Genomic DNA, 16,214 nt, shown 5'->3' on the forward strand with positions numbered 1-16,214 from the left:
TCCGGTTCCGGACGGACGCTCCGGACCCCGTTCCAGGACCGAGGGAGCCGTATATGAGCCCGAGCCCGCAGCACCCCGCCCGCGACACCATCCCCGTCGGGGACGTCGAACTGCACGACCACTATCTGCCCGCCCTGCCCGCGGGCGACTACCGGATCGAGGTCACCCACACCCTGCGCACCGGCGCGGACGCGGGCGCGCGGACCGTCGGCGGTCCGTTCCGGGCCGTTCAGCGGTTCACGGTACGCGCCCCTCAAGTGGCCGTCGGCGCGACGGCGGTGGTCGCCCGGCAGCCTCCGGACTCCGCCGAAGGCCGGTTCGCCGAGGTCCTGCCGCATGTGGTGCTCGGCGATCCGCTGCTGCCGTGGGAACGCCCGCTGCGCGGAGCGGACCGCTCCACTCCGTGGCTGGCACTGCTGGTCCTCACCGACGACCAGATCACCGGGGCGGCGACCGCGCCCGCCCGCTCCGAACCGACCACCGTGGGCGCGTTCCTCGCCGACGACCCGGATGTCCTCAAGCCCGCGCTGTCCCCGGAGGCGGACGTCGGGCGGGACGATCCGTGCGAGGTCGTCCGGATCACGGCCGAGGTGTTCCGCCAGGTGGTCCCCCGGCTGGACGAACTGCGCCACCTGGCGCACTGCCGGGGCGCCAACACCGGCGACCGGCCCGTCCTCGGTATCGAGGAGGACGGGCTGTTCGCCGTCGTCGCCGCCAACCGGTTCCCGGCCGCGGCCCCGCCCGGATCGCCCCCGGAGGCCCGTACCAAGAACATCGTGCACCTGGTCTCCCTGGAGGGCCACGAACCGCTCCTGGGGCCCGGCCCCGACTTCCGGGGCCGTACGTCGGTCGCACTGCTGTCGCTGTGCCGCTGGACGTTCTGGGCGCACCCCGACGCCGGGGCGCACTTCCGTGGCCTCGCCGAAGGGCTCACCCTCGCCCCGGACCGCTCGCGCGCGGCGACCCGGGAGGAGATGTGGCTGCGGCTGCCCTCCCCGTACGAGGACACCGACGGCACCCCGGCGGCCCGGCGGGAGGTGGCCCGGCGGACCGGCGCGGGCTATGTGCCGCTGCCGTACCGGATCCGGTCGGGCGAGCGCACCTTCGGCTGGTACCGGGGGCCGCTGACCCCCGTACTGCCCCCGGTGACCGACCGGGTGGCCACCGCGGGAGCCGCGGACTCCCTCCTCGTCTACGACCCGGTCCGGGGCTGCTTCGACGTGTCGCTCGCCGCCGCGTTCGAGACCGGCCGGGCGCTCGCCCTCGCCGACTCCGCGTACGCCGGGGAGCTGACCGCCTTCAAGCGCGCCGTCCGGGGTCTGGCCGACAGCCTCTACCACCGCGCCACCAGCAGCCATCTGCCGCCGGACGGCGGCGCGGAGCGGCCGCGTACCGCCCGTACGGCCTTCTCCGCACTGCTCGACGGGCCCCTGCTGGACACCCTGGGCGCGGCCCCGGCCCGCCCGGCCGGCACCTGGTCGCCCCCCGCGCCCGGGCCGGCGCCGGACGATCCCGGCGCCGACCTGGAGGCCTTCCTGCGCTCCGACGCCGCCCGCGCGGCCGTGGCCGGGGCCCTGGACGAGGACGACACGCTCAAGGGGCACCTGGCGCCGGTGGTGGAGTGGCTGGGGCGGCTGCTGCTGCTCCGGGGGGTGCCGTTCAGCCGTCTCGTACCGGACCGCCGGATGCTGCCGCCGGAGTCGCTCCGCTTCTTCCACACCGACCCGAACTGGACGGCCGCGCTGGTCGGCGGGGCGCTGGGGCTCGGGGCCCGGTCGAGCCGGGACACCCTCCAGGACCAGGTGGTGGCCGCGGTCGTCCGGGCGAAGGCCGCGGAGTCGGCGGCCGCCCACCGGGACACCGTCCGCGGGGTCGCGAGCGATCCCGCCGGGGACCCGCCCGCCGCTCCCGGTCCGGTCGGCGGACTGCTGCTGCGCTCCGCCCTGGTCTCCGGCTGGCCCAACCTCGCCGTCCGTGCCGTCGGCCCCGACGGCCGCCCGCTGCCGGTCCTGCGGATGGACCGTCTCTCCCCCGACGTGCTGCTGTGCCTGTTCAACGGGGTGCCCGCGACCGTGGAGATCGCCGAACCCCAGGAAGGATTCCGCTTCGGGGTCGAGGACGACGGCCTCATCCCGCTGCGCAGCCTGACGCCGCCGGACACCGGCCCCCGGCTGCCGCTCGGCGAGCAGCTCGGGCCCGATGTCACCTTCGCGGTCCTGGACCATCTGCGCCCGTCCGCGGACCCCGCCGTCCGGGTGCTGGACCTCGGTTCGCTCGTCCCCGCGCTGTCCGCCGCGCTGGACCGCGCGCACGGCGTCCCCCTCGGCCCCCTCGGCCCCGCCGACCTCGCCCTCCAACTGGTCAAGGTCCCCGAGGCGATCCGCTTCGACGGCCCGGACGGCGACCGCTTCCCCGCACCGGAAGGAGACCGGGGATGAGCGGCCGCCCCGCCCTCGTGGTCCCGGTCGCCCTCGACGCCCTGGTGGTGTCAACGGCCCTGCTGCGCCGGGACGGCTTCCGCACCCGGCGCCGGAACTACCTCGCCCTGAACGACTACATGAGCCCCGACCCGGACGAAGGAGACCGCCAGAGCGACAGCCCCCTCTTCAGCGGTACGGGGGTGCATCTGCACTGGACGCTGCCACGGGGCCTGCGCCACGGCACCGAGGACCCCGTCACCGGCGAGGCCGACTATCCGCTCGTACCCAACCGGTGGCTCGTCACCCGGTTCAGCGGCACGACGGTCCGCCGGGTCAGGGCATGGGTGGTCGAGAGCGACTGCCCGCACACCCCGTACGCCCGGCAGCAGGGCCATCTCCTCGAACACTCCAGCCCCTGCCTGGTCAGCGACGACACCCTCGGCGCCTGGTCGGCGAGCCCCGACCCGTACCGCAGCGCCCGGACCTCCCGGGCCCATCAGGCGGCCATCGGACTGGCCTTCCCGCACACCGACGCCGCGCCCTGGACGGAACGGGCCCCGCGGGACCCGCTGTTCCTCACCGCCATGGGGGCGGGCGACCCGCATTTCACCGGCTATGTCCCGCACAACACCAACGTCTTCTCGTTCCTGGACGACCTCGCCGACGTTCCGGTGGCGGACACCCTCGGATACCAGGTCGTCGGCTGGTACTCCGACCCCGCCGCCGATGTCCTCGCCGTACCGGTGCCCGGCATCTCCTACGCCGACCGGCTCACCCGGCTCGGCTGGCGGGACCCGCGCATCACCGGCAACCCGGTCCTCGACGGCGACCTCGTCCCCACGGTCGGCAGCCTCTACCAGGGGCTGGCCCTGGCCGTCCCCTGGGACCCGGCGGCCACCGGTCCGCCCGCCCCCGACCCGCTCCACACCGTCAGGGACAGCGGAGCGCTCAACGTCGCCATCGGGACCACCACCGAAGACGCCTTCACCGCACTCGCCGGACACGCGCTGCACGCAGCCGGTGCCCCGCCGAGCGCCGCCGACCTGCAACTCCTCCGTGCCTTCCTGCACGATCTGCTCCCCGTGGCCGACGAGAAGGGCGGCGACGAGCGGGTGCGCCGGGCCGTCCACGCCGCCTCGTTCGGCGCCTCGGCGGGCGGCTACCGCTGGACGGTGACACCGCCGCCCGCGGACGCCGGCCCCGCCGGGGACGCACCGGGCGACAGCGGACCTTCCGGCACCGGGGCCGACGGCTCCGCACCGGCGGACACCGACACCTCCGACACCGGAGCCTCCGGCACCGGAACCGGCGCCTCCGCGGCCGGGGGTGCATCTCCCGAACCCTTCACCCCACCCCGCTGGCTGGCCGCTCTCAACGACGACCAGCACCGGCTGGACGGCCTGCTCGGCGAGGTGCACGCCCTTCAGTGGCGGCTCAACTCCCTCTGGCTGAAGAACGGTCTCCTCGGCATCCTGGACCCGCCGCCCGCGCACGCGCCGGACCAGGACGACATCCAGGCGGAACTCGACCCCACCCGCGAGGGCTCGCTCGCGCACACCGTACGGGCGAAGGCCGCCGAGGCCCGCACCCTCGCCGACCGGGTGCCCCAGCCGGACCGGTCCGTGCCGTACGCCGGCTCCCACGACGCGCTGCTCGCCGGGATCAGCGCCTTCGCCCGGGCCAGGGGGCTGCCGGAGGGCGCCGTGCTCAAGGCCGTGCCCCGGCCCCCGTACCGGCATGCCGCCAACCCCGTGGTGAGCCTGTCCGGGGTACTGCCCCCGGCCGACGCCACGGTCTCCGACACCCCCGTACCCGTCCGGCCGCTCACCGACTCCACACCGACCCCGCTGGTCAGCGCCGTCACGGTGCTGGGCAGAACCCTGACGGCGTCTCCCGGGCAGGGGCCGGTGCCCGCCCTCCCCGCCTCCGGCTCACTGCCGGACGAGACGGCCGGGCTGCTCTCGGAGTACTTCCTGCTCGACCCCGGCAGCGCCGGAGCCCTGGCCGCCGCCGCCGGGCTGCCGGAGGCCGATGTCGCCGCCGCCCTCGCGGCCCACCGGCCCGGCGACCGCACCGGCACCCCGCCCGCGCTGGGCACGGCCCCCTGGAGCCAGCCCTGGGAGCCGCTGTTCATGGAGTGGAAGGCCGTCTACCACCACATCCCGCACACCGCCGACGGCCGGCCCTGCTGGGCCTTCGACGGCACCGACTACCGCTATGTCCCGGGCACGGCGCCCACCCCGGCGCCCGTCGTCGTCAAGGGCATCTCCGACCTCGGCCCGCACCCCCGGACCCTGTTCGCCGCCCGGCTGGCCGAGTTCGTCTCCCGGTACGGCTCCGCCGACCAGCGCGACGAACTCCCCGCCCGGCTCGCGGCCGTCGGCGACTGGGCCTTCCTCGCCCAGGAACTCACCGGGTTCAACGAGCGGCTGTCGGCCCGCGACACCCGCGCCTTCCGCCGCCCCACCACGCGGGACCGGCACTTCTCCGAGATCGCGGGCCTGGCCGGCTTCCCCGACGCCGACACCGGGGACGCCCTGCCCGGCCGCTACCGGGGCCGGGTCACCAGCGTCCCGTACCTCCCCGGCGGCGAGAGCGGAGCGTTCCACGAGGTCCGGCAGGGCCAGATCCACCTCGAAGAACTCTTCCTCTACGACAAGTTCGGCCGGGTCCTCGATGTCGTCAGCCCCGACCCGGCCACCGGCGGACTGCACGACTACCGCAACTTCCCGCTGGTCGTCGACACCGCACTCACCACCGAGTCCTCACTCGCCCCCACCGTCGCCGCCGTCGCCCAGCTGCCCCCGCGGCCCCTCCAGCCCGCCCGGCTCGACTTCGACCTCCTCGACGCCGCCACCGGCAGCCGGGTGGTGGAGACGGCCGCCGACCCCAGCCCCGTCACCGGCTGGCTGGTCCCCGACCATCTCGACCGCAGTCTGCTGCTGTACGCACCGGAGGGCCGCTTCCTCGGCTCCTACCGGCTCCTGACCGACGGGACCGGTGCCCGCTCCGGCCGGTGGGAGCCGCCGCCCGACGGCACGGTGACCACCCTCGACCAGGTCGGGGCGCTCGCCCCGGAAGTCGCCGGTCTGCTGCGCTCCCGCGCCCTCGCCGACGAGGCGAACCTGAGCGCGTTCCTCGATGTCATCGACTCGACGCTGTGGACAACGGACCCGCTCGGCGACCGTACCGACGAGACCCTGTCCGTACTGGTCGGACATCCGCTGGCCCTGGTCCGGGCCCGGCTGCGGCTCGCCCTGGACGGCCCGCCCCGGTCCGACCCCGGCTGGGCGGCCACCCTCCGGCCACCGCCGTCCGCTTTCACCGCCGACCCGTTCGCGGTACGGCTCGGCGACCGGCCCGCCCGCGACGACGGCCTCATCGGCTACTACCGCGCCGCGCCCGGTGGCGGTTACGACTACGAACGGTTCGACAGCGTCACCGCCCCCGACGACGGCCAGGACCTCGTCGTCCGTATCGGACCGCCCGGCGCCGCCGACCCGGCGCAAACCCCTGACCCGCAAACCCCCGACCCGCGGACCCCGAACTATGTGAACCTGACCTTCGGCGACGCCGAACCCACCGGGCTACTGCTGCTCGTCGACCCGCGGGCGAGCGTCCACGCCGTCAGCGGTATCACCCCCACGGCCTCCGTCACGGTGCCCCGGCAGCATGTCGACGGGGCGCTCCGCGGCCTGGGGGCCGTCTTCCGGTTCGGACCCGTCGTGGGGGGCGGCGACGAGACGGGCGCCCTGCCTTTCCCGCCGCCCGGCACCCGGCACGGCACCTGGTCGTGGCTGCGTCCACCCGCTCCGGGGGGCGGGTCCTGGACACCGTACGACCTGGTCCCGGCGCCGCCGAACGCGGACTTCCCGGACCGTCCGCCCACGCTGGAGGACGGTCTGCTCCGTCTTCTCCCCGAAACCGCCCCCGACCCCGACCCCGACTCCGACCCCAGCCCCGGTTCCGCCCACGCCCCCGACTCCGAGCAGCAGTAGTCACCTCTTCCACCGACGCACCAGGAGGCCCGTCGTGTCCGATCAGCTCCCCCTGCTCACGTACCGTCTCTCCACCAGTCCGGCCCCGCTCCAGGCGAGCACCCCGGACACCGCGTCCCAGGGCCGGATCAACGTCGCCGTCACCGCGGAACGGGACGACGTGTACTGCGACTGGATACAGATAGCGGTTCCGGGCGACGCGCAGAGCGGTGGCGCGTACTTCACCGAGGGACCGGCGTTCTCCACGGACAACGACCAGTGGGCAATCGGCTCCATGGTCCAGGTGTCGGGAAAACATATCGGTCTCGCCAGTGACGCCCTGTTCTACCGGGCGATCTTCCGGTACGCGGGCGACGACAGCGCCCCGATCGACGGCACCGTGCACTTCGGCCTCAGCGGGCCGCTCAGTTCCACCACCGGCATGCTCGACTACCACGTCGCGGAGCACTCCGACACCTCGTCCGACCCCGAGGACTACATCGCGCGGCGGCAGGTCCTCCCCCTGCCCGTCACACCGCCCGTGTTCTATCTGCACACCTTCCTGGCACGCGGCGACGCGAACGCCGCCGCCCCGAAGACCAGGTTCGCCGCGGGCAGCAGCGTCTATCTCTCCTGGGAGAGCAACGGCTCCGACTTCCGGCTGTTCGACGGCGACGGCAACCTCGTGCACGACGGCCCCGAGACGTTCCACACCCTCGCGACCGGCTTCCTCACCGCGGACACCACCTTCACCCTGGAGGGGTCCATGGCGTCCGCCGCCGGAGCGGGCGGCAGCGGATTCGAACCGGTCTACCAGTACGCGACCCTCACCCTCACCGTGCCGGACCCGACGCTGAGCGCGCTGACCGTCCAGGGCGGCGTAGACGCCCGGTCGACCCTGGAGGTCCACGGGGACACCTCCCTGAAGTCCGCCCTCACCGTCGACGGCTCGGCCGGAGTGGGCAACGCCCTGACGGTCAGCGGCTCCGCCGACGTACGGAACAGCCTCACGGTGGGCTCCCGGCTGACCGCCCGCGGCGATATGACGGTGGGGAGCGGCCTGGACGTCTCCGGCACCCTGAACGCCAACGGGGTCCTCAACGCCCGCGACGCCCTGAACGCCTACGGCCAGGTCGAGGCGGTGAGCAGCGACCACTATGTCCGGATCCGCGAACTGCGCGGCCCGTACGGCGAGAAGGTCTCCATCAACAGCAATGTCGAGGTGCTCGCGGAGTGCGATGTAACCATCCACGAGCATCTGTACGTCACCAAGGACATCAAAATCAACAACTACGGGGTGCTCTCCGACCGCGACCAGATCGGGCTGTACAACAACCACTACGGCGGCTACCTGTACGCCAGCACCTACGAGAAGGACAGCGACCGCCGTATCCCGTACGTATGGGTGCCGGGGGACCGGGTCACGGAGTCCTACTGGCGTATCTCGCGCGACTGAGGCAGGGGCCCTCAGGCGGTCCCGGCCCCGGCGTCTCCGGGCCGCGCCGGGGCCGGGCCGAACCCGTCACGCCCGTAAAGGAGAAGCCGAACCGGCCCTGCCCATACGGCAATCGGAGGGAGCACGGCCGTGCGGCTCGTGGAATCCTGAGGAGGAGGTGCTTCGAACGAGCTTGGCTTGACGGGGGTTGATGAGTCGTGGGTTACACGATTCCCGAGGGCGTCGACACGATGCTGGACGTCGTGGGCGTGGGCTGGCCGAACGTCGACGAGGACGCGTACCGCGATATGGCGGACGCCCTGCGGGAGTTCGCCGACGACGCGGACGACGACGCCGGGACGGCGCACGGGCACATCCAGCGGCTGCTGTCGACGGGGCAGAGCGAATCGCTGGCCGCGCTGGACGCGCACTGGAAGAAGGTCCAGGGCAAGAACAAAGACCTGGCGGGCGCGGCCCGTATCATCGCGGGCGCGCTCGACCGGGTGGCGGACATCATCGTCGCCCGGAAGATCGCGGCGGTCGGCGAGCTGGCCGATCTGTGCGCCACGATCGGTATCGCGCTCGCCGCCGCCCCCTTCACCGTAGGGCTCACCGCGCTCTTCGCGGGTGCCAAGATCGCCGCGACGCGGATCGCGTTCAAAAGGATCCTCAAGGAGATGGCGGAGGCCGCGGTCGCCGAGATCACCGCCACGCTCACGCAGCCCGCCGTCACCGCGCTGGAGAGCATCCTCACGGATCTGGCGATCCGGACTGTCATGGACGTCACCGGCGCGGACGCCGGCGCCGACCCCAAAATGCAGGTCAACTCCGCAATGCAGGTCAACTCCGCGGGCGGCAGCGGGCCCGGCGGCACCCTCGGGATCGACCACGACTCCCACGGCTCGACCGGCAGCAGGCTGGCGCATGTGCAGACGTCGATGAACGGCCGCGCGAAAGGCAAGATCGACAAGGCGAAGGGGCACCACGGACGGGCCAAGGGCAGGGACTCCCTCACCGCCGTTCTCGACGGCACGATCGAAGGCGTGGTCGAGAAGCTCGTCAAGGGCCACAAGCACCTCGGCGACCATATGGGCAAGAAGCTCCCCGACGCCCTCGGCCAGAGCTCCACGACCCACAAGAACACCGACAAGGACATCGACGACCGGATCAAGAAGGTCACCGGCAGCGGCCGGGGCGACGACGGCGATCTCACCGGCAAACGCCCCGACAGCGGCACTCCCGCCCGCAAGACCCCCGACAACCCCCGTACCAAGCCCGACTCGCTCAACGGTGCCGCGCTCAACGCGCGGGCCAACAGCATCCCGCCGTCGCGGCGGACCTGCGAAACCGACCCGGTCGACGTGGCCACCGGCGAGATGCAACTGCCGCAGACGGACCTCTCCCTGCCCGGTGTGCTCCCGCTGGTGCTGCGCCGTACGCATCTGTCGGGATACCGCTACGGGCACTGGTTCGGCCGCAGCTGGGCCTCCACCCTGGACGAGCGCATCGAATTCGACGCCCGCGGCCAGGGCGCGCTGTGGGCGCGCGAGGACGGCACCGTCCTCGTGTACCCGCGGCTGCCCGCCCCGGGTGACCCGGAGGGTGTGCTCCCCAATGAGGGCGACCGGCTGCCCCTCGCCCACGGCGGGGTGGACGGCGACATCACCACCTATGTGATCACCGATCCGCAGTCGGGCCTGATCCGCAGCTTCTCCGGCAGCCCGTACCACCCCTCCGGCGCGTACTGGCTGTACGAGGTCGAGGACCGGCACGGCAACGGCATCACCATCGACCGGCGCCCCGACGGCGCCCCCGTCACGGTCGTCCACGACGGGGGCTACCGGGTCGGCACGACCGTGGTGGACGGCCGTATCGCCGAACTGTCGCTGCGCACTCCCGGCGGGCCCGTCACCGTCCTCGCCTACGGCTACGACCCGGACGGCAACCTCGACGCCGTCACCGACTTCTCCGGACGGCCGCTGCGCTACGGCTACGACTCGGACGCCCGCATCACCTCGTGGACCGACCGCAACGGTTCCGTCTACCGGTACCACTACGGCCCCGACGGCCGCGTCACCGGCACCACCGGCCCCGACGGCTGCCTCTCGTCCTCCTTCGGGTACGGGACCGTCCCCGGCTCCACCGACACGGTCACCCGGTACACGAACTCGCTGGGCGCCACCACGGTCTACCGCGTCAACGACCGCTTCCAGGTGGTCGCCGCCACCGACGCCCTCGGACACACCACGCTCATGGAACACGACGACGGGGACCGGCTCCTTTCGGCGACCGACGCCCTCGGGCACACGACCCGCTGGCAGTGGGACGAACGGGACCTCCTCCTCCGTATCTCCTTCCCCGACGGCACCACCACCAGCGCCGAATACGACGACGAACGCCGTCCCGTGGCGATCACCACCGCCCAGGGCGCGGTGTGGCGGTACGCGTTCGACGACCGCGGCAGCCCCGTCACCGTCACCACCCCCGACGGCGCGGTCACCCACTACACGTACGAGCGCTCCGGCGCCCTCGCCTCCGTCGTCTCGCCCTGCGGGGACCGGGAGACCTTCACCAACAACCCCGCGGGGCTGCCGCTCACCCGCACCGACGGCCTCGGCCACACCGCCTCTGTCACGCGTGACGCGTTCGGCCGTACCGTCGTGGCGACCGACGAGACCGGGGCCGTCACCACGACCGAGTGGTCCGCCGGGGGTCTGCCGCTTCTCCGCGTCCACCCCGACGGCGGGCGCGAGTCGTGGAGTTACGACCCCGAGGGCAACTGCCTGACCCACACCGACCCGGCCGGCGGGGTGGAGCGCTTCGCGTACACCCACTTCGACCAGCTGGTCTCCCATATCCGCCCCGACGGTTCCGGCCACACCTTCGGCTACGACACCGAGCGCCGCCTCACCCGCGTCCGGGGACCGCTGGGCCGGGAGTGGACGTACGCCTACGACACCGCCGGGCGGCTCGCGTCCGAGACCGACTTCGACGGCCGCACCCAGAGCTACGCGTACGACCCGCTCGGACGCCTGGTCCGCCGGGTCTCCCCGCTCGGCCGGACCGTCTCCTTCCGCTACAACCCGGTGGGGCGGGCCGTGGAGAAGGACGCCGACGGCGCCGTCACCCAATACGTCTACGACCGCGCCGGCCGGCTGGTCGGGGCCGACTCCCCCGACTCCTCGGCCTCCTGGCGGCGCGACGCCCTTGGGCGGGTCCTGGCCGAGACGGTCGACGGACGCACCGTCCGCTACACCTACGACGCGGCCGGGCGCCGGACCTCCCGCACCACCCCCGGCGAAACCGTCTCCCGGCTCCACTACGACGCGGCGGGCAACCGCGCCGCGCTCACGGTCGGCGACCACGCACTGCACTTCACCCACGACGCCACCGGCCGCGAACTGAGCCGCAGCCTGGGCGCCCTGTCCCTGGTCCACTCCTGGGACGCCATGGGCCGGCTCACCGGCATGCGCGTCGACACCCCGGAGGGCCCGGCCGTCTCCCGCGGCTACTCCTACCGGGCCGACCACCGCGTCACCGGCGTGGCCGACCTGCTCCGGGGAACCAGCCGCGAGATCACCCCGGACCCGCTGGGACGCCCTCTCGCCGTCTCGGCCGAGGGCTGGAGCGAGCGGTACGCCTACGACGCCGAGGGCAACCAGACCGAGGCGCAGTGGCCGGACGGCGGCCCGGGCGCCGAAGCCCGCGGCGAACGCACCTACGACGGCTCCCTCCTGACGGCCGCCGGCTCCGTCACCGTCGTCCACGACGCCGCGGGCCGGGTCGTGGAGCGCCGCAGGAAGCGCCTGTCGCGCAAACCCGACGTCTGGCGGTACACATGGGACGCCGAGGACCGGCTCACCGCCTGCACCACACCCGACGGCGTCCGGTGGAGCTACCGGTACGACCCGCTCGGCCGGCGGGTGGCCAAACGGCGCCACGACGCGTCCGGCGCGGTCGTGGCGGAGATCCGGTTCGCCTGGGACGGCACCCGGCTGGCCGAACAGACGGACCTCACCACCTCCGTAAGCCTCACCTGGGAGTACGACGGCTTCCGCCCCCTGGTGCAGGCAGAACGCCGCGCTCCCGGGCCGGACGGCGAGGCACGGGACACGGATGCCCGGTTCTTCGCGATCGTCACCGACCTCGTGGGCGCCCCCACCGAACTGGTCGCCCCGGACGGCGAGGTCGCCTGGCGCTCCCGGGCCACCGTATGGGGCGGCACTGCCTGGAACCGGTCGGCCGGGGCGTACACCCCGCTGCGCTTCCCCGGGCAGTACGCGGACCCGGAGACCGGCCTCCACTACAACCACTTCCGTCACTACGACCCCGACACCGCCCGCTATGTCACCCCCGATCCCCTCGGGCTGGCACCGGCCCCCAACCACTACGCCTATGTCCCGGACCCGCTGACCGTCCTGGACCCCAACGGGCTCAAGCCGTGCGAGGATCTCGACCCGGTCGAGATCACCGTCCGGTGGATACCGGGCATGCCGAAGCAGCAGTTCCGGATGAAGGCCGAGGCCCTGCAGCGGCTCAGCGACGCCGGTGTCCTGTTCAAGGCACCAAACCCGGTGGCCCGGGACCGGAAGATCACCGGAAAGTACAAGCAGGAGCTGATCAAGAAGGTCTTCGACCAGTTCGGCAAGAACAACCGCGAGTTCGCGGAGCAACTGCGCAGCCGGATCCTGAGCAGCATGAACCCCGACCATGTCTGGGAGCTCCAGCTCGGGGGGCCGGACGCCGCGACCAATCTGCATATCCTGGACCAGTTCACCAATCAGCAGATCGGGCTCTACCAGATCTGGCCGCAGATCAGGGACCTGCCCGATTTCACGCCGATCAGGATCAGGATCGAAGGACCGCCCTCATGACGAGCCCGGACGTACACCACCTGCTGGACAGCGCACGAGCCCTGCTGCCGCGGGAGGCGGAGTGGGACATGCTGAACTCCGTCCCCGCCGCCCACACCGGCCCGCTCGACCCCGCCGTGCCCGAGGCGTACCGCGACTACCTCACCGCGGCCGACGGCGGCATCTTCAGCAACGTGGTCCTCTTCGCGGCCGAGGACACCGCCGGGAACCAGTCCCTCGCCGACACCGTGGAAGGGGCACCCGTCACCCTCGGCCGGGCGGACTGGTTCTGCTTCGGCAAGGTCTACGAGGACCCGCTGTTCCTCAAGCGCGCGGACGGCACCGTCTGGGGCTTCCCCGACCAGGGCATCACCTGGTGGCAGAGCGCCGTGTTCGAACAGTGGGCCGAGGACCTTGACTCCTTCCTCCGCGACACGCTCTTCGGCCCCGGCTACCGCTCCCTGACCGACGCCGACGAGGACGACCCGTGGTTGCAGGTGCTGCGCGCGATGGGGCGGGTCGACGGGTAACCGCCGGCCGGGCCACGGCGGTCCGTCCGAAGGCGTCCCATACCGCGGGGCCGCGGCAGGGACGCAGCCATGCGGGCCACTCGCAGGACTGCGTCCCCGACGGCAACCGGCGCCGGCCCGGCGCCGCGGGCTCGTCAGAGAGCCATCGGGCAGTTCCTAGTCGACGTCCTCCTTGGTGTTGCCCATCTTCAGGCCGTCCACGTAGTGGACGACGTGGTGGTCCTTTGCCCCGTAGACACCCCACTTCGGCTTGTTGCCGCCACCGAGGGTGTCCCAGGTCTGAGCCTTCCAGTGCTGGGTGCTCTCCGGGGTGTCCGCTTTGAAGGTCTGCCGCACACCGTTGAACCAGAGCTGGACCCAGCCTCCGTCGAGGGTGTCGGAGAACTTCATGCCGATGACGATGCGGTTCCAGGTGTTCGCGGAGACCTTGCCCGCCGACCTCCAGATGGTCTGCTCGGCTTGGTGCGGCTGCCGCTGGAGCATGGTCAGATAGCCGCCGCCGTCTATCTTGAGGACGACGGGCCAGTTCTGCGCTCCGTCGCTGTTGGACTTCCACTGGAAGATCGCGTGGTTGTCGGCGGCGTTGGAGAGTTTGCTCTCCCAGCCGAAGAACCGGGTGGTCCCGTTCTGGAAGACGTAGTTGACGTTGTCGGTGGCGACACCCTTGCTCTCACAGCGGTTCGAACCGCTCGTCTTCTCGTATCTCCACACCATGCCGCGTGCCGCGCCGTCCTGGACGGCTGTGACACTGTTGCCGGCGTCCGAGCAGTTGCTGCCTACGTTCTCGAAGACCCTGCCCGGGTCGGAGAGGGCCTCTGCGTTCCAGATCACCGCCGCGTGGGCCTGCGTCGCGAGGAGCGTCATCGTCGTCGCTCCGGCAGCGAGGGTGCCCGCGATTCCGGTCAGTTTCCTCATGGTTCCGTTCCGTCCTTCGGTCATTGGGGCAGAGCCGGGTCCCGGGGGAACGCGGTCGCCAAGGCCGGTACGGCCGCCGGACCGCGCTTCATGGATCCTCCAGGGACCGAGGAGCCCGCTTTCCGGGCGCCACCGGCACAGAAGATGGCCGCCTCACCCGTCTCGTTCCGTCCCCGCCGACCCAGTCGGCTCGGGGTGGCTGCCAAGACGGCTGCGAAGTGCCTCCAGGGACCAAGATTCCGGATGGGCAACTCCCTTTCGGCCAGCGCCCGTTACTCTGTCCGCAGCCTTACGGCCCGTCCCTCCGGGCCTTCGCACAGCACCACCCCCACGTCTCCCGGTTCCCGTCGTCCGGCCGACCGCACACCGCGGCCACCGGCCCATCGGGTTCCGGCCATCCGCTAGCCGAAGGCACCCATGCGCCTCAGACGACTGATCACCCCTGCGATAGCCCTGGGACTCACCGCGGCCCTCTTCCCCGCCCTTCCCAGCGCCGCCGCCCCCGCGTCCCCCGCCGCCCCCACCGGCCGGACGCTCGACTGGGGCACCTGCGGCCCCGGCCTCCCGCCGACCGTGGAGTGCGCCGTACTCCCCGTCCCGGTGGACCACAGCGACCCCGGCAGCCGGACCGTCGAGATGGCCGTCTCCCGTATCAAGGCCGCCGACCCCGGCAAGCGGCGCGGCGTCCTGCTGTTCAACCCCGGCGGGCCGGGCGGCCCCAGCCTGTTCTACCCCCTGTGGATGGCCGAGACCCTGCCCCAGTCGGTGAAGGACCAGTACGACCTCATCGGGTTCGACCCGCGCGGCGTGAGTGCCAGCAGCCCCCTGTCCTGCTCCACCACCACCCGGGACGAACGGCTCACCTTCCGCCCCTACCGGGACGCCACCTTCGCCAAGGACGTCGACTGGGCCCGCGATCTCGCCGCCAAGTGCCGGGCCAACACACCCGACATCGCCCACTTCACGACGCGCAACATCGCCCGCGACATGGACCGGCTCCGGGTCGCCCTCGGTGAACGGCGGATCTCCTACTTCGGTCTCTCCTTCGGCACCTACCTGGGCGCCGTCTACACCGAGATGTTCCCCGAGCGCGTCGACCGGTTCGTCCTGGACAGCGCCGTCAACCCGAAGCAGGTGTGGCGGGGCATGGTGCAGAACTGGGCCCCGGAGGCGGAGCCGGCGTTCCGCCGGTGGACGCGGTGGACCGCCGAACGCTCGTCGACGTACGGAGTCGGCGACACCCCCGCCGAGGTCAGCCGGCTCTTCTGGGACCTGGTCGAACGCGCCGACCGGACCCCCATCGACCTCGGCGGCCACCCGTACACCGGGGCCGAGATCCGCGACTGGATGCGCTGGGACATGTACCGTCCCGCGCTCGGTGCCGCGTTCCTGGTGAAGCTGCGGGACGCCGCCGCCGGCCTGCCCGTCGAGCCCCATCCGCCGTATGTCCCCACCGATAACGAACTCGCTGCGTACATCGCCGTGACCTGCGGTGACGTCAGCTGGCCCACCAATCCGGCCCGCTATCGGGCCGACAGCCGCCGCGACAGCGCCCGCTACCCGTTCTTCGGCGACTCGGTGTCCAACATCGTGCCCTGCGCCTTCTGGGAACGGCCCGTAGAGCCCACGACCCGGATCGACAACTCGCTGCCGACGCTGATCGTCCAGAACGAGTGGGACTCGCAGACCCCGCCCTCAGCCGCCCGGGGGCTCCACCGGGCGCTGAAGGGCTCCCGGCTGGTGTACGTCGAGGAGGGCGAGGGGCACGGCGTGTACGGCCGCGGGATCAGCAGTTGCGCCGACTCGCTCGTCACCCGCTATCTGACCACCGGCAAACTCCCGGCCGGAGACGTGACCTGCACCCCCGACCCGGCTCCCCCGGCCACCGCCCGCGGCACGGCGCCGGACACCGCGCCCGCGCCGCTGCCCGGCCCGCGCGCCCCGTTCGGCGGACGCTGACCGGTACGCATACGGCTACGGGCCACCGCGACCGGCGTTTACCGGGGGCGGGGGGGCCGGGCCAAGGTCCCCGCGCGCCCCGGGCACGGTAGAGGACACCAGATTACACCCCTTCCCAGATGAAC

Annotated in this window: 7 protein-coding genes; 6 read left to right on the forward strand and 1 reads right to left on the reverse strand. The window is 72.6% G+C overall.

The window, feature by feature from the left end; all coding sequences use genetic code 11:
• Nucleotides 1-53: 53 nt before the first annotated feature.
• The 5 genes from ACWDR0_RS17365 (at nt 54) to ACWDR0_RS17385 (ending at nt 13,215) form a co-directional block, all read left to right on the forward strand.
• Complete coding sequence (locus tag ACWDR0_RS17365) at nt 54-2,438, forward strand: hypothetical protein (protein WP_456352543.1); 2,385 nt, start codon at nt 54-56, stop codon at nt 2,436-2,438.
• Nucleotides 2,435-6,418: a hypothetical protein gene (locus ACWDR0_RS17370; protein ID WP_456352544.1), complete on the forward strand. Its 3,984-nt coding sequence runs from the start codon at nt 2,435-2,437 to the stop codon at nt 6,416-6,418. The genes ACWDR0_RS17365 and ACWDR0_RS17370 overlap by 4 nt, the downstream gene beginning before the upstream one ends.
• 34 nt (nt 6,419-6,452) lie before the next feature.
• Nucleotides 6,453-7,853 carry a hypothetical protein gene (locus ACWDR0_RS17375; protein ID WP_456352545.1) on the forward strand — a complete coding sequence of 467 codons (1,401 nt, stop codon included), beginning with the start codon at nt 6,453-6,455 and terminating at the stop codon, nt 7,851-7,853.
• A 197-nt stretch (nt 7,854-8,050) separates the two neighbouring features.
• Nucleotides 8,051-12,706 (forward strand): DUF6531 domain-containing protein, encoded by a 4,656-nt coding sequence (locus ACWDR0_RS17380; RefSeq protein WP_456352546.1) that lies wholly within the window; start codon nt 8,051-8,053, stop codon nt 12,704-12,706.
• Entirely contained in the window at nt 12,703-13,215 is a 513-nt protein-coding gene (locus ACWDR0_RS17385; RefSeq protein ID WP_456352547.1) for a hypothetical protein, read from the forward strand. Before ACWDR0_RS17380 ends, ACWDR0_RS17385 begins: the two co-directional genes overlap by 4 nt.
• Before the next feature lie 156 nt (nt 13,216-13,371).
• Here ACWDR0_RS17385 and ACWDR0_RS17390 read toward each other — a convergent pair whose 3' ends face one another.
• The gene (locus tag ACWDR0_RS17390; protein WP_456352548.1) at nt 13,372-14,130 is read right to left on the reverse strand and encodes a heparin lyase I family protein; all 759 of its coding nucleotides are present in this window, start codon (nt 14,128-14,130) and stop codon (nt 13,372-13,374) included.
• Between the two features lie 417 nt (nt 14,131-14,547).
• Between ACWDR0_RS17390 and ACWDR0_RS17395 the strand changes: the two genes are divergently transcribed.
• A complete protein-coding gene (locus tag ACWDR0_RS17395; RefSeq protein WP_456352549.1) occupies nt 14,548-16,089 on the forward strand; it encodes an alpha/beta hydrolase in 1,542 nt (513 codons plus the stop codon).
• Nucleotides 16,090-16,214 lie beyond the last annotated feature (125 nt).

The organism is Streptomyces sp. NPDC003691 (assembly GCF_053981115.1).